Annotated in this window: 23 protein-coding genes; 8 read left to right on the top strand and 15 right to left on the bottom strand. The window is 73.1% G+C overall.

Annotated elements, in window-relative coordinates; genetic code table 11:
- On the bottom strand, nt 1-552 hold the full coding sequence (locus tag ACFYXK_RS16325) for a TetR/AcrR family transcriptional regulator (protein WP_053786012.1): 552 nt from the start codon (nt 550-552) through the stop codon (nt 1-3).
- Between the two features lie 85 nt (nt 553-637).
- Here ACFYXK_RS16325 and ACFYXK_RS16320 point away from each other — a divergent pair, with 85 nt between their 5' ends.
- Together ACFYXK_RS16320 and ACFYXK_RS16315 are read left to right on the top strand one after the other, a co-directional pair.
- The gene (locus tag ACFYXK_RS16320) at nt 638-1,153 is read left to right on the top strand and encodes an HAD domain-containing protein (RefSeq protein WP_389411724.1); all 516 of its coding nucleotides are present in this window, start codon (nt 638-640) and stop codon (nt 1,151-1,153) included.
- Nucleotides 1,154-1,251: 98 nt separating this feature from the next.
- Nucleotides 1,252-2,442, top strand: a complete 1,191-nt coding sequence (locus ACFYXK_RS16315) for a hypothetical protein (protein ID WP_389411723.1) — start codon at nt 1,252-1,254, stop codon at nt 2,440-2,442.
- A gap of 166 nt (nt 2,443-2,608) precedes the next feature.
- Here the strand turns inward: ACFYXK_RS16315 and argH are convergent, their stop codons facing one another.
- Entirely contained in the window at nt 2,609-4,039 is a 1,431-nt protein-coding gene (gene argH / locus ACFYXK_RS16310) for an argininosuccinate lyase (protein ID WP_389411722.1), read from the bottom strand.
- Nucleotides 4,040-4,302: 263 nt separating this feature from the next.
- Between argH and ACFYXK_RS16305 the strand changes: the two genes are divergently transcribed.
- Nucleotides 4,303-4,884: a pyridoxamine 5'-phosphate oxidase family protein gene (locus tag ACFYXK_RS16305; protein WP_389411721.1), complete on the top strand. Its 582-nt coding sequence runs from the start codon at nt 4,303-4,305 to the stop codon at nt 4,882-4,884.
- Nucleotides 4,885-4,890: 6 nt separating this feature from the next.
- Nucleotides 4,891-5,586, top strand: coding sequence for a L,D-transpeptidase (locus ACFYXK_RS16300; RefSeq protein ID WP_389411883.1), 696 nt, complete (start codon nt 4,891-4,893; stop codon nt 5,584-5,586).
- On the opposite strand, the gene ACFYXK_RS16295 is transcribed toward ACFYXK_RS16300, so the two are convergent.
- From ACFYXK_RS16295 to argC, 6 genes are all read right to left on the bottom strand, one after another.
- Nucleotides 5,573-6,385 (bottom strand): hypothetical protein, encoded by an 813-nt coding sequence (locus ACFYXK_RS16295; RefSeq protein ID WP_389411720.1) that lies wholly within the window; start codon nt 6,383-6,385, stop codon nt 5,573-5,575. The two genes, ACFYXK_RS16300 and ACFYXK_RS16295, sit on opposite strands and share 14 nt — an antisense overlap.
- Before the next feature lie 92 nt (nt 6,386-6,477).
- Complete coding sequence (locus ACFYXK_RS16290; RefSeq protein ID WP_383512131.1) at nt 6,478-7,014, bottom strand: arginine repressor; 537 nt, start codon at nt 7,012-7,014, stop codon at nt 6,478-6,480.
- A gap of 7 nt (nt 7,015-7,021) precedes the next feature.
- Nucleotides 7,022-8,266 carry an acetylornithine transaminase gene (locus ACFYXK_RS16285; protein WP_389411719.1) on the bottom strand — a complete coding sequence of 415 codons (1,245 nt, stop codon included), beginning with the start codon at nt 8,264-8,266 and terminating at the stop codon, nt 7,022-7,024.
- Complete coding sequence (gene argB, locus ACFYXK_RS16280; RefSeq protein WP_389411718.1) at nt 8,263-9,201, bottom strand: acetylglutamate kinase; 939 nt, start codon at nt 9,199-9,201, stop codon at nt 8,263-8,265. Before argB ends, ACFYXK_RS16285 begins: the two co-directional genes overlap by 4 nt.
- Nucleotides 9,198-10,355, bottom strand: coding sequence for a bifunctional glutamate N-acetyltransferase/amino-acid acetyltransferase ArgJ (gene argJ, locus ACFYXK_RS16275; RefSeq protein WP_389411717.1), 1,158 nt, complete (start codon nt 10,353-10,355; stop codon nt 9,198-9,200). Before argJ ends, argB begins: the two co-directional genes overlap by 4 nt.
- Entirely contained in the window at nt 10,352-11,392 is a 1,041-nt protein-coding gene (gene argC, locus ACFYXK_RS16270; protein ID WP_389411716.1) for an N-acetyl-gamma-glutamyl-phosphate reductase, read from the bottom strand. Before argC ends, argJ begins: the two co-directional genes overlap by 4 nt.
- Nucleotides 11,393-11,571: 179 nt before the next feature.
- On the opposite strand from argC, the gene ACFYXK_RS16265 reads away from it, so the two are divergent.
- Complete coding sequence (locus tag ACFYXK_RS16265; RefSeq protein WP_389411715.1) at nt 11,572-13,470, top strand: alkyl/aryl-sulfatase; 1,899 nt, start codon at nt 11,572-11,574, stop codon at nt 13,468-13,470.
- Nucleotides 13,471-13,476: 6 nt separating this feature from the next.
- Here ACFYXK_RS16265 and ACFYXK_RS16260 read toward each other — a convergent pair whose 3' ends face one another.
- From ACFYXK_RS16260 to ACFYXK_RS16250, 3 genes are read right to left on the bottom strand one after another with little or no spacing between them, the layout of a single operon-like run.
- Complete coding sequence (locus ACFYXK_RS16260; RefSeq protein ID WP_389411714.1) at nt 13,477-14,235, bottom strand: N-acetyltransferase; 759 nt, start codon at nt 14,233-14,235, stop codon at nt 13,477-13,479.
- Nucleotides 14,236-14,287: 52 nt separating this feature from the next.
- Complete coding sequence (locus ACFYXK_RS16255) at nt 14,288-14,863, bottom strand: histidine phosphatase family protein (protein WP_383512138.1); 576 nt, start codon at nt 14,861-14,863, stop codon at nt 14,288-14,290.
- 31 nt (nt 14,864-14,894) lie between these two features.
- Entirely contained in the window at nt 14,895-16,340 is a 1,446-nt protein-coding gene (locus tag ACFYXK_RS16250) for a PLP-dependent aminotransferase family protein (protein ID WP_389411713.1), read from the bottom strand.
- Between ACFYXK_RS16250 and ACFYXK_RS16245 the strand changes: the two genes are divergently transcribed.
- Together ACFYXK_RS16245 and ACFYXK_RS16240 are read left to right on the top strand one after the other, a co-directional pair.
- Complete coding sequence (locus tag ACFYXK_RS16245; protein ID WP_389411712.1) at nt 16,339-17,316, top strand: DMT family transporter; 978 nt, start codon at nt 16,339-16,341, stop codon at nt 17,314-17,316. The two genes, ACFYXK_RS16250 and ACFYXK_RS16245, sit on opposite strands and share 2 nt — an antisense overlap.
- 222 nt (nt 17,317-17,538) lie before the next feature.
- Nucleotides 17,539-17,736 carry a DUF1918 domain-containing protein gene (locus tag ACFYXK_RS16240; protein ID WP_030294415.1) on the top strand — a complete coding sequence of 66 codons (198 nt, stop codon included), beginning with the start codon at nt 17,539-17,541 and terminating at the stop codon, nt 17,734-17,736.
- Nucleotides 17,737-17,775: 39 nt separating this feature from the next.
- Here the strand turns inward: ACFYXK_RS16240 and ACFYXK_RS16235 are convergent, their stop codons facing one another.
- Complete coding sequence (locus ACFYXK_RS16235; protein ID WP_389411711.1) at nt 17,776-19,032, bottom strand: glycoside hydrolase family 10 protein; 1,257 nt, start codon at nt 19,030-19,032, stop codon at nt 17,776-17,778.
- A gap of 154 nt (nt 19,033-19,186) precedes the next feature.
- Here ACFYXK_RS16235 and ACFYXK_RS16230 point away from each other — a divergent pair, with 154 nt between their 5' ends.
- Nucleotides 19,187-20,080, top strand: coding sequence for a 3-hydroxybutyryl-CoA dehydrogenase (locus tag ACFYXK_RS16230; protein ID WP_389411710.1), 894 nt, complete (start codon nt 19,187-19,189; stop codon nt 20,078-20,080).
- A 22-nt stretch (nt 20,081-20,102) separates the two neighbouring features.
- On the opposite strand, the gene ACFYXK_RS16225 is transcribed toward ACFYXK_RS16230, so the two are convergent.
- From ACFYXK_RS16225 to ACFYXK_RS16215, 3 genes are all read right to left on the bottom strand, one after another.
- A complete protein-coding gene (locus tag ACFYXK_RS16225; protein WP_383512143.1) occupies nt 20,103-20,633 on the bottom strand; it encodes an NUDIX hydrolase in 531 nt (176 codons plus the stop codon).
- Nucleotides 20,634-20,686: 53 nt separating this feature from the next.
- The gene (locus ACFYXK_RS16220) at nt 20,687-22,027 is read right to left on the bottom strand and encodes a transcriptional regulator (protein WP_383512144.1); all 1,341 of its coding nucleotides are present in this window, start codon (nt 22,025-22,027) and stop codon (nt 20,687-20,689) included.
- Nucleotides 22,028-22,371: 344 nt separating this feature from the next.
- Nucleotides 22,372-23,415, bottom strand: a complete 1,044-nt coding sequence (locus ACFYXK_RS16215) for a PP2C family protein-serine/threonine phosphatase (protein WP_389411709.1) — start codon at nt 23,413-23,415, stop codon at nt 22,372-22,374.
- Nucleotides 23,416-23,443 lie beyond the last annotated feature (28 nt).

Genomic DNA, 23,443 nt, shown 5'->3' with positions numbered 1-23,443 from the left:
TCATTTCTCCACACTCCGTCGTGCGCCACCGAGCAGCAGCTCGATGATCATGTACTGGAAGTCCTTCGCGGCGACCCGGCCGTCCATGACGGCCCAGGCGCAGGTGCCGATGAGGCCGTAGAGGGCCTCGGTGAGCCAGGCGGGGCTCAGGTCGATCCGGATGTCCCCCTCCTCCTGGCCGCGCCGGAAGAGCGCGCTGACGCGGGCGTCGAGCCGGGCCCATCCCTCGTTGACCTGGTCGCCCTCGAAGAGCTGGTTCTCGGTGACGAGGAAGGCCAGCAGCTGGGCGTCGCGCTCGGCCTCGGCGACCAGCCGGCGCAGCGCCTCGACCGCCGTGCCCTCGTCCAGGCGGGCGTTGTCGAAAGCCGTCTCGAACTGGCGGATGCCGAGTTCCTCGAGGGCCCGTACGAGGGCGTCGCGCCCGGCGAAGTGCCGGTGGAGGGTCGCGCGCCCGATGCCTGCGGCGCGGGCGACCTCGTCCATCGTGGCGGTCGATTTGCGGGAGAGCAGGGCTGCGGCGTCGCGGAGCACCTGGTCACGGTCCATGGCCATGAGACAAGTGTACCCCGAATGAGACGTTCACGTCTCATTCAATAAATCGGATGCCCTCGGGCACCCGGAACGGAAGGCTGCCGAGATGACGCCCAAGCCCTTGCTGCTGATCGACGTGGACGGCCCGCTGAACCCCTACGCCGCCCAGGCCCAGCGCCGCCCCGAGGGGTACTCCACCCATCGGATGCGCCCGACCGGCTGGACCGAGGCCGAGAGCCGGCGGCCCCTGCGGGTCTGGCTGAACCACGCCCACGGCACGGAGCTGCTCGCGCTGGCGCGCTCGTACGAGCTGGTCTGGGCCACCACCTGGAAGGACGAGGCGAACGACTGGATAGGCCCGCACCTGGGCCTGCCGCGGCTCCCTTACATCGACTGGCCGCAGATGCACGGGCGGGCCCCGCGCGGCACCTTCTGGAAGACGCAGTACGTCCTGGAGTACGCGGGCGGGCGGGAGTTCGCGTGGATCGACGACGACATCACGGCGATGGACCGGGAGTACGTGGAACAGCGCCACCCGGCGCGGGCGCTGCTGATGCGCATCGACGAGCGGATCGGGCTGGCCCGGGGGGACTTCGAGCGGCTCGCCGGCTGGGCGGCGTGACGGACCGGGGCCGGATCGCGGTTTTGATCATGCTCACCGGCCCGATCTAGCATGCACACGCCACCCCCCGCGATCTTGCCGTCCGACGAAAGCGACCCATGCGCATCAAGCGGATCCTCGCCACGACCGCCGCCCTCACCTGTCTCGCCGCCCTCCCCGGCTGCAAGGGAGGCGGCCAGGCGGCCCCGCCGCCGGGCGCGCCGGCCTCCTCCGCGGCCCCCGCGGGCGCTGCCGCCGGGGGCTCGCTCGTCGAGGCGCAGCAGTACATGCGCCAGTTCACCGGGTGCGAGGACCTGGGCACGAAGCCCGACGACCCGAGGCTGCCGAGCGGCGACTTCCCCAAGGTCGGGCAGTGGTCGGTCACCGAGGTCGGCGTCTGCCGCGACGGACGCGGGGAGGGCGACATCGCCATCGCCGTCCCCAAGGACATGAAGGCGTTCCAGGCGGGCTACCAGCAGTACGTCATGGACAAGATCGCCGGCGGTGACGGGGCCTACGGGCTCTTCAGCAACGTCCTGGTCGGCAAGGGCTTCGTCGCCTTCCCCACCAAGTCGAAGAGCGCCATGGCGCTGCTCCGGTCGAACATCCGCGTCCTGGTCTGCAATCCGGGCGGCCGGGTACCCGAGGGATACAAGCGGGAGAAGCCGCTGGTGGAGGGCTGCGGCCTCACCGACTTCTTCGCCACGGAAGACGGTTCGGGCAGCCCGAACTTCGAGACCCCGCAGGACCCGGCGGGCGGTGGCGGCGAGAAGCCCGGCCAGCCGAAGACCGGCAGCCTGGGGCTCCCGCGCGCGGGCAGCATCGCCGAGCTCCGCACGCTCGTGAACAACAGCCCCCTGGCCTGCAAGGAGCACTTCTCCACCGATCCGGAGGCGGTGGCGATCGAGTCCATCGACTTCCAGCCGGTGATCAAGGGCAGCGCCCTGGACTGGGGCGTGACCGGCCGGGCCCTGTGCGGGCAGCCGGCCGACGGGCAGCGCGCCCGCAACCTGAGCTGGCTCGACACCGTCGGCGACATGAGGAAGCTCCAGACGAAGGCGAAGGCCGCCCAGCAGGCCGACCTGAAGGACGACGGCGAGCTGAGGGCGACCGCCAGCCGGCTGCTCGTCGGCGAGAACGTCGCAGTGGAGACCAACAACGCCTCGGCCCGTTTCGTCCTGTACCAGATGCAGTTCCTCTACTTGAACTGCGTGCCCGGCTTCTCCGCCCCGTCCGGGTACCGGCTGGAGAAGGCCCAGGTCGAGGGCTGCGTCCTGACCAACTACGAGCCGGAGCACCCGGTGCGCTGAGCGCGCGGGCGCGCGGCGGCGGACACGACGGAGGGGCGGTCGGAGCACGGGGCTCCGACCGCCCCTCCGGCAACCGCGGCGTGCGGGGGTGCAGGGCCCGGGCCCCCGGAGGGGCCGCGGGCGTGCGGGCCGCATGGCCGCGGACGTACGGGGCAGTGCCGTTCGGCTACTGCTTGTGGGTCGCCCAGGCGTGCTGGATGACCAGGTCGGCCTTCAGCTCCGCAAGCTGCTTGGCGACCGCCGAGGGGGCGGTGCCGCCGCGGCCGTTGCGGGAGGCCAGCGCGCCGGGCACGTTGAGGACCGTACGGACCTCCGGCGTCAGGTGCTCCGAGATCTTCGCGAACTGCTCGTCCGTGAGTTCGTCCAGCTCGATGCCGAGCCCCTCGCACTCCTTGACGCACTCGCCGGCCACCTCGTGCGCCACCCGGAACGGCACGCCCTGCTTGACCAGCCACTCCGCGATGTCCGTGGCGAGCGAGAACCCGGCGGGAGCGAGCTCCTCCATCCGCTCGCGGTTGACCGTGAGGGTGGCCATCATCCCGGTGAAGGCCGGGAGCAGGACCTCGAGGGTGTCGCAGGAGTCGAAGACCGGCTCCTTGTCCTCCTGGAGGTCGCGGTTGTACGCGAGCGGCAGCGCCTTGAGGGTGGCCAGCAGGCCCGTCAGGTTCCCGATGAGCCGGCCCGACTTGCCGCGCGCCAGCTCCGCGATGTCGGGGTTCTTCTTCTGCGGCATGATCGACGACCCGGTCGAGAAGGCGTCGTGCAGGGTCACGAAGGAGAACTCCTTCGTGTTCCAGATGATGATCTCCTCGGCGATCCGGGACAGGTTGATCCCGATCATCGCGGTGATGAAGGCGAACTCGGCGACGAAGTCGCGGGAGGCCGTGCCGTCGATCGAGTTGCCGACCGAGCCGCGCTCGAAGCCCAGGTCGGCGGCGACCGCCTCCGGGTCCAGCCCCAGCGAGGAGCCGGCCAGCGCCCCGGATCCGTACGGGGAGACCGCGGTGCGCGTGTCCCACTGCCGCAGCCGCTCGGCGTCCCGGGACAGCGACTGCACGTGCGCCAGTACGTGGTGCGCGAAGAGCACCGGCTGCGCGTGCTGGAGGTGGGTCCGGCCGGGCATGGCCACGTCGTGGTGCGTCTCGGCGAGGCCGACCAGCGCGTCCTGCAGCTCCGCGATCAGGCCGCCGACGATCCGGGCGTGGTCGCGCAGGTACATCCGGAAGAGGGTGGCGACCTGGTCGTTGCGGGACCGGCCGGCGCGCAGCTTGCCGCCGAGGTCGGCGCCGAGCCGCTCCAGCAGGCCCCGCTCCAGGGCGGTGTGCACGTCCTCGTCGGCGATGGTGCCCGTGAAGGAGCCGTCGGCGACGTCGGCTTCGAGCTCGTCGAGGCCGGCGATCATGCGGTCGAGCTCGTCCGCCGTGAGCAGGCCCGCCTTGGCGAGGACCCGGGCGTGGGCCCGGGATCCGGCGATGTCGTACGGCGCGAGGCGCCAGTCGAAGTGGACCGACGCGGACAGCTTGGCGAGGGCCTCGGCCGGACCGTCGGCGAACCGGCCGCCCCAGAGCCGGACGTCACCACCGTTGTTGCTGCTCACAGCTACTGCTCCTCAAGACTGCATGTGCATGGGCTTCGGATGTGAAACTGCCTCCCCGCCGCGGAGGAAACGGGGAGGCGGTCGGGTACTGCCGGACCGTCGGGCGAGGCCGCGGCGCGCCGGGACACGGTGCATCCTCGTGGGCATAACTATGCAGTACTCCGTATGTTTCGTCAATCGGCTGCGGTGGTGGCGCGCCCGCCGAGGTCTGCGGGTATGAAATTCCCCGGCCTGAACCGGCCATTCCGGCCGATAATCGGATCATGGGCAAACTTCACGAACGCATCGACAGCCGGCTGCGCACGTTCATCGAGGAGCAGCCGCTCTTCTTCACCGCGACCGCACCACTGGCCGGTGACGGCCACGTCAACCTCTCCCCCAAGGGCCGCGCCGGGACCCTCGTCGTCATCGACGAGCAGACCCTCGCCTACCTCGACTTCGGCGGCAGCGGCGCCGAGACCATCGCCCACGTCCGCGAGAACGGCCGGATCACGCTGATGTGGTGCGCGTTCAGCGGCCCGCCCAACATCGTGCGCATCCACGGCGAGGGCGAGGCCGTCTTCCGCGACGACCCCCGCTGGGGTGAGCTGATCGGCCTGTTCGAGGCGGCCGACGGACCGTCGGCGCGGGCGATCATCGTCGTGCACGCCCGCCGGATCGCCGATGTGTGCGGGTACGCCGTCCCGTTCATGGAGTACCAGGGCGAGCGCACGCTCCACGCGGAGTACTTCGGCCGCAAGACCGACGAGGAGTTCGCGGCGTACTGCGAGAAGAAGGAGTTCATCGGATCGAGCGTCGACGGCCTGCCTGCGCTGCCGCTGCCCCTTCCGCCCCGTACCGTCTGACATGTGCTGCGTACCGCTCTCGCCACCGGCTCACTGATCGTCACCAGCCTGCTCGCGCAGGGCCCGTACGGGCCCGCGCCACTGCCCGCCCGCCTCGCCGAAACCGGCGGCGGCAGCCAGCTCATCACCGCCGTCGCACCCGCGCCCGGATCCACCACCGGGCGGCTGACCTGGTGGGACCGGCGGGCGGGGCGCTGGTACGAGGCCGGCAGCGCCGAGGCGCGCTTCGGCGCGAACGGCCTGACCGAGGGCGCGACCCGCACCCAGGGCACGAACACGACACCGACGGGCCTGTACGACCTCCCGTACGCCTTCGGGATCCGGCACGCGCCCGCCGGGACGGAGTTCCGCTACCGGAGGGTCGGCGACCGCTCCTGGTGGTGCCAGGACAACGCCTCGGGCAGCTACAACCGCTGGGTGGAGCCGCTGCCCGCGGACTGCGCGCCGGGCGAGGCGGAGCACCTGGTCACGTACGACAAGCAGTACGCGCATGCGCTGGTCATCGGCTTCAACTACGAGCGGCCGGTGCACGGCCGGGGCGCGGGCATCTTCCTGCACGTCAACGGCAAGGGGGCGACGGCCGGTTGCGTGTCCGTGCCGGAGCGGGCGATGCGGGAGATCCTGCGCTGGGCCGACCCGAACCGCCGCCCGCACATCGCGATCGGGACCCAGGACGGACGGCTCGCCGTCACCCGCTACTGAGGGGCCCGCCGTTCTCGGCGGGTGTCCGGCGGCGCGGGCGGCCCCGGTTGCGGCCGCGCCGGGTCCGCAGGCGGCTCACGCGCAGCCGGCGGAAAGCCTCCGGATCACGGACGTCCAGGGCCTGAAGCGCCGGATGCGGGGTCCCGTGGCGTGCGGCCGCCACTGCGTCGGCGTCGCCCGTCCAGCCGGCCCCGCGGGAGCGGTCGTAGACGCGGAACCAGACCACCTGGGCGATCAGCCCGGCCCAGGCGGCCCAGGCGGCCGCCCATTCGGCGTCGCCGTCGGGCTGCAGCGACATCAGGCCCGCCGTGTAGAAGAGCATCTCGGCGCAGAGCAGGAGCAGTCCGACTCTGGCCCGGCCGCCGGGCTCGCCGACCGCGAGCAGCTCCGGGCGGGCCTCCCAGAACTCCCGGCGGGCCGCCTCGAACTCCGCGTCCCGCAGCACGAGGTTGCCGAGGGTGGCGGGGGCGCTCCGCCGCAGCAGGGCGGCCAGCAGCGCCTCGGGCAGTGGGTGGCCGGGGGTGCGGGCGGGGTCGGTGGCGGCCGGGGCGGGGCTCAGGTTGCCGCGGTGGTTGACGGTGACGAGCCCGTCCAGGACCAGCCGGGCGGCGGCGGCCTGGACCGGGTCGTTCGGCCACCAGCGCCCCAGGGCGGCCTGGTACGGGTCGGCCAGGACGGCGGCCCACCGGTCGAGGGCGCTGCGGCGCAACGCCGCGGTCCGGACCCGGAGCACGCCCGTCACCCCGTACAGCGCGGCTGTGACGGGCACGGCGACACTGGCGAGGGCGTAGGCATGCACACGCCGAGCCTAAGCGGCCCGGTCGGAGCGGGTACACCGGATATCCGCCCCGCCGCAGGGGACCTGACGGACCGTGGAGCCGCCCGGGGCGGTCAGCTCTCCTTCTGGGCCAGCCTCAGCAGGTGGTCCGCGAGGGCCTGGCCACCGGACGGGTCGCGGCTGATCAGCATCAACGTGTCGTCACCGGCGATCGTGCCCAGGATCTCGCGGAGTTCGGCCTGGTCGATCGCCGAGGCGAGGAACTGGGCAGCCCCCGGCGGGGTGCGCAGGACCACGAGGTTCGCGGAGGCCTCCGCCGAGATCAGCAGCTCACCGGAGAGGCGCCGCATGCGCTCCTCCTTCGCCGACTCGCCGAGCGGGGCCTGCGGGGTGCGGAAACCGCCCTCGCTGGGCACCGCGTAGATCAGCTCGCCGCCGGTGTTGCGGATCTTCACCGCGCCCAGCTCGTCGAGGTCCCGGGAGAGCGTCGCCTGGGTGACGCTCAGCCCGTCGTCGGCGAGCAGTTTGGCCAGCTGGCTCTGGGAGCGGACCGGCTGCCGGTTGAGGATGTCCACGATCCGGCGGTGGCGGGCGGTGCGGGTCTGCGGAACGGACGGGCCGTTCTGCTCGTGGTCCTGCGCCTGACTCATCGTCGTCTCATTCCCCGGTGTGTCCGTCCCCGTTGGCTGCGTCGAGGATGCCGGGCAGGGCCCGGACGAACGCGTCCGCCTCGGCCTCGGAGAGTACGTACGGCGGCATGAGCCGTACGACGTCGGGGGCGGGCGCGTTGACCAGGAAGCCGGCATCTTGGGCCGCCTGCTGCACCTGCGGTGCGAGCGGTCCGGTCAGCACGATACCCAGGAGAAGGCCCTCACCACGGACGTGGGAGACCAGCGGGTGCCCGGCGGCCTCGATTCCGGAGCGCAGCCGCTCCCCGCGCGCCTTGACCCGGTCGAGCAGGCCGTCGGCGGCGATGGTGTCGATGACGGCGAGGCCGGCGGCGCACGCGACGGGGTTCCCGCCGAAGGTGGTGCCGTGCTGGCCGGGCCGGAGCAGGTCCGCGGCGGGCCCGAAGGCGGCGAGGGCGCCGATCGGCAGGCCGCCGCCGAGCCCCTTCGCGAGCGCGACGAGATCGGGCTCCACACCTTCGTGGGCCTGGTGCTCGAACCAGTGCCCGCAGCGTCCGATGCCGGTCTGCACCTCGTCGAGGACGAGCAGGGTGCCGGTGGCCCGGGTGATCTCCCGGGCGGCCGTGAGATAGCCGGCCGGGGGCACGACGACCCCGTTCTCGCCCTGGATCGGCTCGATGACGACCAGCGCCGTCTCTTCGGTGACGGCAGCCCGCAGGGCCTCCACGTCGCCGTACGGGACGTGCGTGACATCGCCGGGCAGCGGCAGGAACGGGTCCTGCTTCTTGGGCTGGCCGGTGAGCGCGAGGGCGCCCATGGTCCGGCCGTGGAAGCCGCCGTCGGTGGCGACCATGTGGGTCCGCCCGGTCAGCCGGCCGATCTTGAAGGCTGCCTCGACGGCCTCGGCTCCGGAGTTGCAGAAGAAAATCCGGCCGGGGCGGCCGAAGAGCTGGAGCAGCCGCTCGCCGAGCGCGAGGACCGGCTCGGAGGCGTAGAGGTTGGAGACGTGGCCGAGGGTGGAGATCTGCCGGGTCACGGCTCCGACGATCGCCGGATGGGCGTGGCCGAGCGCGTTGACCGCGATTCCGCCGACGAAGTCGGTGTACTGCCTGCCGTCCGCGTCCCAGACCTGGGCGCCTTCGCCGCGTACGAGGGCGAGCGCGGGGGTGCCGTAGTTGTCGGTCAGCGTCTCCTGCCAGCGGGCGGCGTACCGCTGATTGCCGGTCACCCGGTCGCCGGCCCCCTGGCCGCCGCTCTCCTGATCGCCCGTCATGTGCGCACCCCTCCCTGTGCGTCGGGCACGACCATCGTGCCGATTCCCTCGTCGGTGAAGATCTCCAGCAGGATCGAGTGCGGGACCCGCCCGTCGATCACGCGGGCCGTGCTCACGCCGCCGCGGACGGCGTGCAGGCAGCCCTCCATCTTGGGCACCATGCCGCTGGACAGCTCGGGCAGCAGCTTTTCCAGCTCGCTGACGGTGAGCCGGCTGATGACCTCGTCGCTGTTGGGCCAGTCCGCGTAGAGGCCCTCGACGTCGGTGAGCACCATCAGCGTCTCGGCGCCCAGTGCGGCGGCGAGCGCCGCGGCCGCCGTGTCGGCGTTGACGTTGTAGACGTGGTGGTCGTCGGCGCTGCGCGCGATGGAGGAGATGACCGGGATCCGGCCGTCCGCCAGCAGCGCCTCGATCGCGCCCGTGTCGATGGCGGTGATCTCGCCGACCCGGCCGATGTCGACGAGCTCGCCGTCGATCTCCGGGGTGTGCCGGCTCGCGGTGATGGTGTGGGCGTCCTCGCCGGTCATGCCGACGGCGAGCGGCCCGTGCTCGTTGAGCAGCCCGACCAGCTCGCGCTGGACCTGCCCCGCCAGGACCATCCGTACGACGTCCATGGCCTCGGGGGTCGTCACGCGCAGGCCGGCCTTGAACTCGCTGACCAGGCCCTGCTTGTCGAGCTGGGCGTTGATCTGGGGGCCTCCGCCGTGCACCACGACCGGCTTGAGGCCGGCCTGGCGCAGGAAGACCACGTCCTGGGCGAAGGCGGCCTTGAGGTCCTCGTCGATCATGGCGTTGCCGCCGAACTTGATGACGACGACCTTGCCGTTGTGGCGGGTGAGCCAGGGCAGGGCCTCGATGAGGATCTGCGCCTTGGGCAGCGCGGTGTGCTTGCGCGCGGTTCCGGTGCCGGGCTGGCCGGCCTTCTCGTCGCTCATGAGCTGTAGGCGCTGTTCTCGTGGACGTATTCGGCGGTCAGGTCGTTGGCCCAGATCACGGCGGACTCGGAGCCGGTCGCCAGGTCGGCGGTGATGCGGACCTCGCGGTCCTTCATGGAGACCAGGTCGCGGTCCTCGCCGACCGAGCCGTTCTTGCAGACCCAGACGCCGTTGATGGCCACGTTCAGCCGGTCCGGGTCGAAGGCGGCCCGGGTGGTGCCGATGGCGGAGAGCACCCGGCCCCAGTTGGGGTCCTCGCCGTGGATGGCGCACTTGAGCAGGTTGTTGCGGGCGATGGACCGGCCGACCTCGACCGCGTCGCCCTCGGTGAGCGCGCCGACGACCTCGATGCGGATGTCCTTGCTGGCGCCCTCGGCGTCGCCGATCAGCTGACGGGCGAGGTCGTCGCAGACGGTCCGCACGGCCTCCGCGAAGGCCTCGTACGCCGGCACCTGGCCGGAGGCTCCGGAGGCGAGCAGCAGCACCGTGTCGTTGGTGGACATGCAGCCGTCGGAGTCGACCCGGTCGAAGGTGGTCCGGGTGGCGGAGCGCAGCGCCTTGTCGAGGGTGCCGCTGTCCACGTCGGCGTCGGTGGTGAGGACGACGAGCATGGTGGCCAGGCCCGGGGCGAGCATGCCCGCGCCCTTGGCCATGCCGCCGACGGTCCAGCCCCCCTGGGTGACGGTCGCCGTCTTGTGCACGGTGTCGGTGGTCTTGATGGCGATGGCGGCGGCCTCGCCGCCGTCCTCGGAGAGCGCCGCGACGGCGGTGTCGATGCCCGGGAGCAGCTTGTCCATCGGGAGCAGGACGCCGATCAGGCCGGTGGACGCGACGGCGACCTCGCCGGCGTTGTGCTCACCGCCCAGCGCCTCGGCCACCTTCTCGGCGGTGGCGTGGGTGTCCTGGAAGCCCTTGGGGCCGGTGCAGGCGTTGGCGCCGCCGGAGTTGAGGACGACCGCGCTGACGGAGGCGCCGCGCAGGACCTGCTCGGACCAGAGCACGGGCGCGGCCTTGACGCGGTTGGAGGTGAAGACGCCCGCTGCGGCCAGTCGCGGCCCGTGGTTGACCACGAGGGCCAGGTCCGGGTTGCCGTTCTCCTTGATCCCGGCCGCGATGCCCGCGGCCGTGAACCCCTGTGCTGCCGTGACGCTCACGGTGCCACTCCGATCGAAGAAAGACCCAGGCCCTCGGGGAGCCCGAGGGCGATGTTCATGCTCTGCACCGCGCCACCGGCGGTGCCCTTGGTGAGGTTGTCGATGGCGCTGATCGCGATGATCCGCTGTGCGGACTCGTCGTACGCGACCTGGATCTGAACGGCGTTGGAACCGTGGACGGACGAGGTCGCCGGCCACTGCCCCGCGGGCAGCAGGTGGACGAAGGGCTCGTCCGCGTACGCCTTCTCGTACGCGGCGCGCACCGCGTCGGCGGTGGTGCCGGGGAGGGCCTTGGCGGAGCAGGTGGCCAGGATTCCGCGCGACATCGGCACGAGGGTCGGCGTGAAGGAGACGGAGACCTTCTGCCCGGCGATCGGGCTGAGGTTCTGCACCATCTCGGGGATGTGCCGGTGCCCGCCGCCCACCCCGTACGGGCTCACGGAGCCCATGACCTCGGAGCCGAGCAGGTGCGGCTTGAGCGCCTTGCCGGCGCCCGAGGTGCCGGTGGCGGCGACGATCACGGCCTCCGGTTCGGCCAGCTGCGCGGCGTAGGCCGGGAACAGGGCGAGGGAGACGGCGGTCGGGAAGCACCCGGGAACCGCGATGCGCCTGGACCCCTCCAGCGCGGCGCGGCCACCGGGCAGCTCGGGGAGCCCGTAGGGCCAGGTGCCGGCGTGCGGGGCTCCGTAGAACGCGTCCCAGTCGGCGGAGTCCTTGAGCCGGTGGTCGGCGCCCATGTCGACGACGAGGACGTCCTCGCCGAGCTGGGCGGCGACGGCGGCGGACTGCCCGTGGGGCAGCGCCAGGAAGACCACGTCATGCCGGCGGCCCTGACCGGCGAGGACCTCGGGGGTGGTCGCCTCGAGGGTCCGGCCCGCGAGCGGCACGAGGTGCGGCTGGAGGGTGCCGAAGAGCTGTCCGGCGTTGGAGTTGCCGGTCAGCGCGCCGATCTCCACCTCGGGGTGGGAGAGCAGCAGGCGCAGGACCTCTCCGCCCGCGTACCCGCTCGCTCCGGCCACCGCTACACGTACCACCATCGGACCCTCCTCCTTGATGGCATGACTATACGTACCGCCGCAGTTTTATGCAAAGCCCGCCGGGATCTGAATGGAGCAGGCTCAGTGGTGCCCCCGGCCGCATGGGCCGAGGGTGGGTGAGGACCCGCCGACACCGGCGTCCGCCGGCGCCCCGGCCCGCCGAGAGGGAGGACTGCACCGTGAACGCTTCGTCCGGGGACGCCGAGGCCGTCGTCGCAGAGGCCAACAATGCCGCGGTGCGGCGCCTCGCGTTCGACGACACCCGTGATCAGGAGAACGAGCGCCGCGGATTCCTCGGAACGGCCGAACAGAGCGAGATCCGCGACGCGGACGGCCGTGTGGTGTGGGATCTGGACGCCTACGGGTTCCTCGACGGGGACTGTCCGCCCACGGCCCATCCGAGTCTGTGGCGCCAGAGCAGGCTGGCCAGGGGACACGGGCTGTTCGAGGTGGTCCCGGGGATCTACCAGGTGCGGGGGTTCGACCTGTCGAACATGACCGTCGTGGAGGGCGAGCGCGGCGTCCTGGTCATCGACCCGCTCATCTCGACGCAGACCGCGGCCGCCGCGCTCGCGCTGTACCGCCGCCACCGCGGGGAGCGCCCCGTCACCGGCGTCCTGTACACGCACAGCCACGCCGACCACTTCGGCGGCGTCAAGGGAGTGATCGGCGTCGAGGAGGTCGCGGCCGGCGTGCCGGTACTCGCCCCGGAGGGGTTCCTGGAGCACGCCGTCAGCGAGAACGTCTACGCCGGCACCGCCATGAGCCGCCGGGCCACCTACATGTACGGCGCCGCCCTGCCCAAGGGCCCCCGCGGGCAGATCGGCTCGGGACTGGGCCCCACGACCTCGACGGGCACGGTCACGCTCATCGCGCCGACCGTCCACATCACCCGCACCGGGCAGAGCGAGACCGTCGACGGCATCCGCATGGTGTTCCAGATGACCCCGGGCACCGAGGCCCCGGCCGAGCTCAACATCCACTTCCCCGAGCACGCCGCCCTGTGCACCGCCGAGAACGCCACCCACACCCTGCACAACCTGCTCACGCTGCGCGGTGCCCAGGTCCGCGACCCGCACGACTGGGCCCACTACCTGACCGAGACCGTCCAGCTCTTCGGCGCCGCCACCGACGTCGTCTTCGCCTCGCACCACTGGCCGGTCTGGGGCCGGGAGGAGGCCCTCGCCTTCCTTTCCGAGCAGCGCGACCTGTACGCCTACCTCCACGACCAGACGCTGCGCATGATCAACCAGGGGCTCACCGGGCCGGAGATCGCCGAGCGGATGCAACTGCCACCCGCGCTGGAGCGCGCCTGGCACACCCACGGCTACTACGGCTCCGTCAGCCACAACGCCAAGGCCGTCTACCAGCGGTACATGGGCTGGTTCGACGGCAACCCGGCCCACCTGTGGGCCCACCCGCCCGCCGAGGCCGCCACCCGCTACGTCGACTTCATGGGCGGCGCCGGGGAGGTGCTGCGCCGTGCCCGCCAGTCCTACGCGCAGGGCGACTTCCGCTGGGTCGCGGAGGTCGTCCACCACGTCCTGTTCACCGACCCCGGCAACGCCGAGGCCCGCGCCCTCCAGGCGGATGCCCTGGAGCAGCTCGGCTACGGCAGCGAGAACGGCACCTGGCGCAACTTCTTCCTCACGGGCGCGCTCGAACTGCGCCACGGCTCCGTCGGCACGCCCACCACCACCGTCTCCGAGGACCTGATCGCCACGCTGACGCTCGACCAGCTCTTCGACTCCCTCGCGATCCGTGTCGACGGGCCGCGCAGCTGGGAGGCCGACGTCACCGTCCGCTGGCATCTCGGCGACGGCCGGGGTCCCAGCACCCTGCGCCTGAAGAACGGCGTGCTCACCCACGTACGGGGCCTCGGGCCGGCCGCCGGCGAACCTGACGTCGAGATCACCCTGGACGAGCCGGCGCTGCGCGGCCTGCTGCTCGGCAGGGCCGCGCTCGCGGACCTGGTCGCCCAGGGCCGGGCACGGGTCAGCGGCGACCCGGCCCGGCTCGCCGAGCTGACCGGCCACCTCACCGAACCCGACCCGGACTTCGCGATCGTCACGCCCTGACCGGGGCTACGCCGGCCGCTCCAGCGCATGGCGGACCCAGACGTTCGGCTCCACGTACACCGCGTAGCCCTGTTCGAGCTCGCAGCGGACCGGGGCCAGGGCTCCCGGGACCCGGACCGGGCCCGTCGTATCGAAGGGCAGCCCGGTCCACTCCCGCCACTGCGCGAGCGAGCCGGTGATCGTCATCGACAGCGGGGCCACCGAGTCGATCACCGCGCCCGCGCGGGCGTGGACCCGCAGCCACGGGTCGTACGGGAGACCGTCCTCACGCGTGCGGTACGCGTACTCCTGGATCGGGGTGTCCGGCTCGGCCGGTTTGCCGCTGGGCCGGACGGGGGCCACCACCTCTGTGAACCCGCGGGAGCGGGCGTTGTCCCGCATCGCGGCCAGCATCCGCGCGGACAGGCCCTCGCCCTGCCGGTCGGCGGCGATGGTGATCTCGATGGCGCTCACCGTGTCGGGGGCGATACCGCGCCGCAGGTCGGAGAAGGCCCACATCAGCACCTGGTCCCAGCCCCGCGCGGGCAGCGCCCCGTCCCGGCCCGGCGCGTGCAGCGCGAACGGCACGCTGTAGCCGCGGGCGACGACCGCATCGCCGTCGGTGGCGACCAGGACGTAGTCCGCCAGCTCCCGTGTCATCCGCGGATAGAGGAGCCAGGCGACGGAGTCGTGCTGGGCGAACTCCGGCCAGGGATCCTTCATGTCCCAGAGCCGTTCGGCCAGTTCGGGGCGGTGCGCGAGGGTGGTGATCTGTATGCCGGTCATGGCGGCAGGCTAGGCCGGTGGACCGCTGCGGCTCCACCCCTTTAGGGGGTGCCTAGGCCGGTGCCTGGAGGGAGAGGTGCCAGTGGCCCGAGCGGCCCGTCAGGGTGATCGTCGAGAGCGGGCGGACGTCCACGTTCCAGTACGTCAGCGGGGCCGCCCTCAGTGCGTACACCAGGGCCGCCCGGACCACCGAGGGCTCCGCCACGGCCACGATCGCGCCCCCGTCGTCGGCGGGCCTGGTGTCCAGCCAGCCGCCGATGCGGGAGATGAACGCGAGCAGGGACTCGCCCCCGTGCGGGGCGGCGAGGGGGTCGGTGAGCCAGAGGTCCACCGCTCCGGGCTCGCGCTGCGTCACCTCGGCCAGGGTCAGCCCGCGCCAGCGGCCCATGTCGCAGTCGCGCAGCGCCGGCTGGGCGAGCGGCGCGTACCCGAGGGCCTGCCCGGTGGCCCGGCTGCGCGGGCTGGGCGAGCAGTAGCGCAGCTCGGCGGCGCCCAGGGGCACGAGCCCGCGGGCCGCGGATTCGACCGCGCGCCAGCCCGCCCCGTCCAGCGGGCGGTCGTCGTCGAAGCGCTCGGCGAGCAGCGAGGAACCACGGGCTGCGGCGACGAGCGAGACCCGAACAGTCATGCGGCGATGGTGAGCCGCATGCCGCACGGGGTCAAGCGCCTGGGCCGACGGCGTTGCCGGCCCCGCTGCGCAGCCGGCGGACGGCTTCGTTCAGCTCGCCCGCGCCGGACACCCCGGCGAAGCTGAGCCGTACGTACGGACCCGGCGGCTCGGCACAGAAGTACGGGCGGCCCGCGGCGACCGCGACCCCGGCGCGCAGGGCCGCCGCCGCGAAGCCCGCGTCGTCGCTGCCCTCGGCCATCCTCGCCCACAACTGGTAGCCGCCCGAGGGCAGATGGGGCAGGGTCAGCCCCGGCAGCTCCCGGCGCAGCGCACCCGCGAGCACGTCCCGCCGGTGGCGCAGCTCGGCGGCGACGGTCCGCAGGTGGCGGGGCCACGCGGGCGCCCCGACCAGCTCCAGGGCGGCCTCCTGCAACGGCCGGGGCACGAAGAAGCTGTCCACGATCTGGATGGCCCGCAGCCGGTCCAGCACCGGGCCGCGGGCGGCGAGCGCGCCCACCCGCAGGCTGGGCGAGGTGGCCTTGGTCAGGGACCGGACGTGCACGACCACCCCGTCGTGGTCCTCTGCGGCCAGCGTCGGGGGCAGTGGGCCGGCGTCGTCGTGGCCGAGGGCGCGGGCGTAGTCGTCCTCCACGACGAAGGCCCCGGCGGCCCGCGCGATCCGCAGCACCTCGGCCCGCCGCGCGGGAGCCAGCACCGCGCCGGTCGGGTTCTGGAACAGCGGCTGGCACACGAACACCCGCGCCCCGGTCGCTTCGAAGGCGGCGGCCAGCAGCTCCGGCCGGACCCCCTCGGCATCCACCGGGACGGGCACCGGCCGGCATCCGGAGGCGCGGGCGATGGCCAGCAGCCCGGGGTAGGTCGGGGACTCCACCAGGACCGGCGCCCCGGGCGGGGCCAGCGCCCGCAGGGCGGTGGTCAGCGCACTCTGCCCGGCCGCGGTGACCAGCACGTCGGCAGCCGCGACGGCTCCGCCGATCTCCCGGGCGAACCAGTCGCGCAGCTCGGGCAGCCCCTCCATGGGCGGCCGTTCCCAGGCCCCGGGGCGCCGCCCGGCCCGGGCGAGGGCGGCGGCCATGGCCCGCTCGGGCTGGATGGAGGGGTGCAGGTAGCCGCTGTTGAGCCCGATCACCCCGGACGGCGGTGCGGCCAGACAGGCCAGCACCCCGGAGGCGTCCACCGAGCGCGGCACGATCTCGCCGTCGCCCTCCGCGCTGAGGGCGACTTCCTGCCAGGAGGTGTCCCCGGGCGCGGGCTCCGCCGTCCGGGGCCGGGCCCGGAACACCCCGGCGCCGGGCCGGGTGACGACCAGGCCCTCGGCGGCCAGCTGCGCGAGGGCGCGGGACACGGTGACGGGGCTGACCCGGAAGCGCTCCACCAGCGCGCGGCTCGACGGGAGCTTTCCACCCACCGAGTAGCGGTTGAGTTCCGATCGCAGGGATTCTGCCAGTTCGGCCACACTGCTACGCTCATACATGACAGCAAAGAATAGCGCTACTCTCCCAACAGCGATAGCGGTTGAGCATCCGGCCCGCCACTTCGGCCGGGGCGGCCGGGGTCCGGACGGCGGCCGCGGCACCGGCCGGGGCGCCCTCGCCGGCCGCGTCACCGGAGGCACCGCGCTCGCCGCGCTCGGCGTCGTCGCCTTCTCGCTGACCTTCCCCGCCACGGCCTGGGGCCTGGAGAGCTTCGGCCCCTGGTCCTTCGTCGCCGTGCGCAGCGTGCTCGCGGCCCTGATCGCGGGCGCCTTCCTGCTGGCCGGCCGGGTGCCGCTGCCCGCCCGCGAGCACTGGGCGGGCCTCGCCGTCGTCGCCGCCGGGGTGGTCGTCGGCTTCCCGCTGCTCACCACGCTGGCGCTGACCACCTCCACCACCTCGCACGCCGCCGTCGTGGTCGGCCTGCTCCCGCTCACCACGGCCACCCTGTCCGCGCTGCGCACCGGCGCCCGCCCCTCGCGCCGGTTCTGGGGGGCGGCCGTCGCCGGAGCCGCCGTCGTGCTCGGCTTCACCCTGGCCCAGAGCGGCGGCGCCCTCTCGGCCGGCGACGGCTACCTCTTCGGGGCCCTGGTGGTCTGCGCGGCCGGATACACCGAGGGCGGGCGCCTGGCCCGCGTCCTGCCCGGCTGGCAGGTCATCGGCTGGGCGCTGGTGCTGTGCCTGCCGCTCGGCCTGGCCGGTTCCGCGCTGGGGCTCGCGTACGAGCCGGTGCACCTGGGCGGCCACGGGCTGGCCGGGCTGCTGTGGGCCGCCGCCGGCTCCACCTTCCTCGGCCTGTACGTCTGGTACCGCGGCATGGCGGAGATCGGCGCCCCGCGGGCCAGCCAGCTCCAGCTCGCCCAGCCGCTGCTGACCCTGGTCTGGTCGGTGGCGCTGCTGGGCGAGCACCTCTCCCCCGCCGCCCCGGCCGCCGCCTGCGCGGTCCTGGTCTGCATCGCCGTGACCCAACGAGCTTAGGGGGTGTCCGGCGGATCGGGGCCGGGCCCGGCCCGCCTGGCGCCGCGCCTTGCGGCGTTGTCGTCACTCGCCAACGCTCCGCGTTGACTCCCTCCTCCGCCTTGCAATCCACGGCACCAGCCGACCCGGCCTATCCGCCCCCGATCCGCCGGACACCCCCAATCCACCCAATCCGCCGTAAACTGCTGTCACCGGATCCAGACCGCCTCCGAGGAGGTCAGTATGCGCGCGACCGAGGGCGACCAGCTGGTGCAGCACGGCAGGATCGTGGGGCAGCACGACAAGGTCGGTGAAATCACTCAGGTACTCGGCGAGAACGGCACCCCGCCCTACCGGGTCCGTTTCTCGGACGGTCACGAGGCAGTCATGTCCCCGGGCCCCGACTGCGTCGTGAAGCACCCGACGGAGCCCACGCACTGATGCGACGCGGCCGGGGCGGCTGACACGGCCGACGCGGCCTCAGCGCGGCGGCACGGCCGTCGGGTAGTGGTCGGCAACGACCCTGGCCATCGCTCCATTGGGGTCCGCGACCACCTGCTTCGCAGAGAAGTAGACGTGGCCGCGGACCTCGGGGTATTGGCGGGCGAACGTCAGGTGCCTCGACAGCTCCGCCGGATCGCGCCACGCCGCGGTGGTGCTGTTGCGGTCACAGCGGTACAGCGCCTCGCCCACGTACAGGGCCACGCCGGTGCCGGCGACGGTGTCCGCCCACCAGGGCACGATCTTCGCGTAGTCGGCGGACGGGTGGCCGATCTGCCAGTACGCCTGCGGCACGATGTAGTCGATCCAGCCCTCCCGGACCCACTTGCGGGTGTCCGCGTACAGGTCGTCGTACGTTTCGACGCCGGCCTGCGTCGGCGAGCCCAGCGGGTCGCGGTCGCTGTTGCGCCACACCGCGAAGGGGCTGACGCCGAACCGGGCCGCCGGGCGGATCGACCGGATCCGTCCGGACATCTCGCGGACCAGCGTGTCGGTGTTGTCGCGGCGCCAGTCCGCGCGGGAGGCGAAGGCGCCGCCGTAGCGCTCGTACGCGTCGTCGTCGTCGAAGTACTGCCCCTCGGCGGGGTACGGGTAGAAGTAGTCGTCCCAGTGCACCCCGTCCACCGCGTAGCGGGAGACGGCGTCGAGCATGGCCTCCTGCACGAAGGCGCGCACCTCGGGCAGACCGGGGTTGTAGTACAGCTTCCCGTTGTACGGGACCGTCCAGCCGGGGTTGCGCCGGGCCGGGTGGTCCGCGGCCAGGCGCCCGGGGTCGGTGTGGTTGGCCACCCGGTACGGGTTGAACCAGGCGTGCAGCTCCAGCCCCCGGGCATGGGCTTCGGCGACCGCGGTACCGAGCGGGTCCCAGCCGGGGTCCTCGCCCTGCTCCCCGGTCAGCCACTGCGACCAGGGCTCCCGGGCGGCGGGCCACATCGCATCGGCGGCCGGCCGGACCTGGAGGATCACCGCGTTCAGGCGGCGGGCGACGGCGGTGTCGAAGAGGCGGGTCAGCTCGCCCCGCTGGTCCTCGGCGTCCAGCCCGCTCTCGGAGGGCCAGTCGACGTTCTCCACAGAGGCGATCCACATCGCACGGAACTCGGCGGCCGTCTTCCCCCGTCCGCGGCGCCCCCGCGCCGCCTCGGCCGCCCGCGCCGGGCCCGCCCCGCCCGTCGCACCCGCCGCGGCCAGCAGCCCGGTGGCCCCCGCCAGCAGCCCCCGCCGTCCGATGTACGCCATGTGACGACTCCGTTCCGTTGCGTGACATTGCCCTGCGTCTGACAGCATGCCCGCCCCGGCGCCCCGGCATGGTCAAGGTCGGGGGTAACGTCGTGGGGCGTGGCGGGCGCCGGAAAGCAGTTACCACTGCGAAGCACGGGGGACCCGCCGACGGATGAGCAGCGAAAGGCACGAAGTGACTGACCTCCCTTCCGACATCACTCGAGTCGGCGTAGTGGGCTGTGGCCAGATGGGCGCGGGCATCGCCGAGGTGTGCGCGCGCAGCGGCCTCGAGGTGAAGGTCGCCGAGACCACGGGCGAGGCCCTGGAGATCGGGCGCACCCGGCTGCACAACTCCCTGACCAAGGCCGCCGAACGCGGCAAGATCAGCGAGGAGGAGCGGGACGCCACCCTGGCCCGCCTCACCTTCACCACCGATCTCGGCGAGTTCGCCGACCGTGACCTCGTCATCGAGGCCGTCGTCGAGAACGAGCAGGTCAAGACGGAGATCTTCCAGGTCCTCGACCAGGTGATGACCCGCCCGGACGCGATCCTCGCCTCCAACACCTCCTCGATCCCGCTGGTCAAGCTGGCCGTCGCGACCTCGCGGCCCGACCAGGTCATCGGCATCCACTTCTTCAACCCGGCCCCGGTGCAGCAGCTCGTCGAGCTGATCCCGGCGCTGACCACGAGCGAGGAGACCATCAGGCGGGCCGAGGCCCTGGTGGGCAAGGTCCTGGGCAAGCACGCGATCCGCGCCCAGGACCGGTCCGGCTTCGTCGTCAACGCGCTCCTGGTCCCCTACCTGCTGTCGGCCATCCGGATGTTCGAGTCCGGCATCGCCAGCCGCGAGGACATCGACAACGGCATGGAGCTGGGCTGCGCCCACCCGATGGGTCCGCTCAAGCTCTCCGACCTGATCGGCCTGGACACGATCGCCTCGATCGCCGACTCGATGTACGCGGAGTACAAGGAGCCGCTGTACGCCGCTCCCCCGCTGCTCCAGCGGATGGTCGACGCGGGCCGCCTCGGCCGCAAGACCGGCTCGGGCTTCTACCCGTACGGCTGACCCCGCGGCCTGCGGCCGGGCGCTAGCCGAGCCGCAGATGGTGCAGGAGCAGCAGCCCGGCCGCCATGTTGGCGGCCGGGATCTCGCCGCGCGCGATCATGTCCGGCACCAGTTTGAGCGGCACCCACTCGCGGCGCGAGGACTCGAAATCGTCCTCGGGGTGCCCGATGTACGTGGCGCCGTCCGCCCAGTAGAGGTGGTGGCGGGCGTCGGTCAGCCCGTTGGCCGGCTCGACGGTCATCAGGTGGTGCAGGGGCCCCGGCCGCCAGCCCGACTCCTCCTCCATCTCCCGTGCCGCGGCCTGCGCGATGTCCTCGCCGTCCTCGACCACGCCCGCGGGCAGCTCCCAGCCCCAGCTGTCGGTGATGAACCGGTGGCGCCACAGCAGCAGCACCTCGTTGGCCTCGTTGACGGCCGTGGCGACGGCGACCGGCCGCAGGCGGATCACGAAGTGGTCCAGGTGCCGGCCGTCGGGAAGTTCCACATCGGCGAGGTTCACGTCGAACCAGCGGTTCGTGTACACGGTCTGCTCACTCAGGTTCGTCCACTGCACGGTTGTGCCACCTTCCGTTCGAGTAGGTGGCAACATGGCAGCAGTTCACGCCCTCACAGGGGAACGCGCAGCGCCCCGTCGATGAGCTGCGCGGTCTCCTCCGCGCCCGAACATCCGCTGGTCAGCAGCTGTTCGCGGACCGCCCGCAGCCGGTCCCGCAGCCGCAGCGACTCCATCCCCTTGGCCCGCTCGGCCATCTCCGCGGCGGCCGCCACCGCCCGGTCCGCCTCGCCCTGGCGCAGCTGGATCTCGCACAGCATCGCCAGCCGGTGGACCCGCCCCCGGTCGTGCGCGGGCGTCCCGACGGCCGCGGCCGCCTGCTCGTGCGCGGCATCGAGATCGCCGAGGCTGAGCAGCGCCTCGGCCACCTGTACGTTGACCAGCCCGGGCTGTACGTACCCCGTCTCGTCGGGCTCCGTGCCGGGCCGGATCCGCTCGGCGGCCGCCTCGGCGTGCCGGATGCAGCCCAACGCGGCGGCCGTGTCGCCGAGTTGGGCGTACGCCTTGGCCTGCATGGCGTACAGGTCGGCGGTCAGGGCCGGGGTGGTGTGCCGGCCTGCGGCGCGCAGCGCGGCCTCCGCGAAGGCGACGGCCTGGCGGTACTCCCGCAGGTGCAGCGACTGGTTGACGATCAGCGCGATGACGTAGGCGCCGAGGCCCCGGTCCCCGCTCGCCTTCGCGAGCCGCAGTGCCTGGTGGAAGTACCGCTGGGCGAGCCCGTGGGCGTCCGAGTCGTACGCGCAGATGCCGGCCACCGCCACCAGGGACCCGGTGGCCCGGTGCAGCTGGCGGCCGAGGCCGTCCGGGTAGCTCCCGCGCAGCATGGGCGCGGTCTCGCTGCCGAGGAAGCGGACGATCCGGGCCCGGGTGGCCACCCCGCCGGCCCGGCGGTACATCAGCTCGTAGTGCGCGCGGGCGGCCCGCAGGATCTCGATGTGCTCCGGCCCGATCCGGTTCGGCCCGTCGCGGGAGACGTCGGCGTCCTCGGGCGGGTTCTCCCACTCCCAGACCGGGATCACCGCGGGCGTTCCCGTGACGGCCTCCGCGGTGAGCAGCTGGAACCGGCCCTGCTCGTCGGAGCGCCACAGGGCGGCGGCCCGGTCGACGAAGCCGCTGAGCGGGGAGCCGTGCGCGGACACGGGCTGGCCCGGCACCCCGAGCCCGACGTCGTCCAGCGACACCGGGCGCCGGAGCCGGCCGCCGAGCACCTCGCAGATCAGGTCGGGCACCTGGCCGCGCGGCCGCTGGCCCTTCAACCACCGGGTGACGGCGGTGTGTTCGTAGCGCAGGGCCAGTCCGCGGGACCGGCCTGCCTGGTTGACGTGTGCTGCGAGTCCGGCGTGGGACATGCCCGCCTCGGCGAGGAGGGCGTCGAGCAGGGCATTGGGCTGCATGGGCCGCTCCAAGGGCTCTTCGGTCTCAGGCTAGTGGGTGCGCGGTTCACACGGGGTGTGAACCTAGTACGCGCATAAATGCGATACGCACCCTGCCGCAAGGAGCCCCGGGAGCGGTTCACTTAAGAGCCTCGCCAAAGAGGCAGCCCGGGTCGTCGGCTCCCCCTCGTACAGTGCGACGACCCGCACCGCGCCGCCCGCCCTGCTGTCTGCCCGACACTCCATGGCAGGCGGGCGGCGCGCTCCGGCTCCGCCGGCGCCCGGTTGGTCGCCGGGCCCCGGCAGGGGGCCGTGGAACGCGCGCCGGGCCCTCCCACCGGGCCCGGTGTGCGGTTCCCTTCGGCTCAGCAGCCGCGGTCGCTGCGCAGCACCAGCAGAGCGACGTCGTCCGTGAGTTGCCCGCCGGTGTGGTGCAGCAGTGCGGCGTGCACGCCCGCGACCAGCCGCGCGGGAGTGTCCGCAGGCTGCTCTGCGAGCACGCTGCGCAGGGGGAAGAAGCGACCGTCGCGGTCGCGGGCGTCTTCGGCGCCGTCGGTGTGCAGGAACAGCACGTCGCCGGGCCACAGTTGCCCGCAGTCGTCCCCGACCAGCCCGTCGGGTACCGGCACCACCCCGAGCGGCGGCAGCGTCTCACCCCCGTCGAGGGTCCGTACGTCCAAGCCCCGCTGCGCGGGGCCTTTCCGCACCCCGCCCCTTCCCGAACCGGGGCTCCGCCCCGGACCCCGCGCCTGCGCCCCGGCGGGCGGCGAAGGGGCGGGGCGGGGAACGGCCCCGCAGGACTCCAGTGGCTGCGACGGGCGCAGGAGGTACGGCCACGGGTGGCCGCAGTTCAGGGCGAGTACGGAGCCGTCCTCCGCGATCTGGAGGAGCAGCACCGTCACGAATTCCTCCGCAGCGTCCTGGGCCAGGACGTGCCGGGCCAGGGCCCGTTCCATCCGCACCAGCACGCCGCCCAGCCCCGCCTCGTCGTACGCAGCCTCCCGGAACGCCCCGAGCACCGCCGAAGCCGCGCCCAGCGCCGGCAGCCCGTGCCCCCGTGCGTCTCCGATGACCACCCGGACCCCGTACGCCGTCGGCACGGCCTCGTACAGGTCGCCGCCCACCGCCGCGCCCCGGCTCGCCGACAGCTGCGCCGCCGACAGCGTCAGGCCGTCGATCCGCCCCGGCAGCGGCCGCAGCAGCGCCCGCTGCGCCGCGCCGGCGATCTCCTGCGAGCGCCGCAGCTCGGCCATCAGCCCGCGCCGGATGTGCAGTGCACACCCGGTGGCCAGTAACAGGAACGCCGCGCAGCTGGCCAGGCTCGCCCCGAGCCGCCCCGAGGTGGACAGCTCCCAGGACACCGCGGCGCCGCCCCATGCGAGGACGCACACCCGACGCACCTGGGGCATCTCCCCACACGTGATCATCGTTCCGGCC

It is taken from the genome of Streptomyces sp. NPDC002209 (assembly GCF_042890265.1).
Lineage (GTDB): Bacteria > Actinomycetota > Actinomycetes > Streptomycetales > Streptomycetaceae > Streptomyces.
The sequence above is the reverse complement of the archived record's forward strand: the minus strand, read 5'-3'. Positions and strand labels throughout refer to the sequence as shown.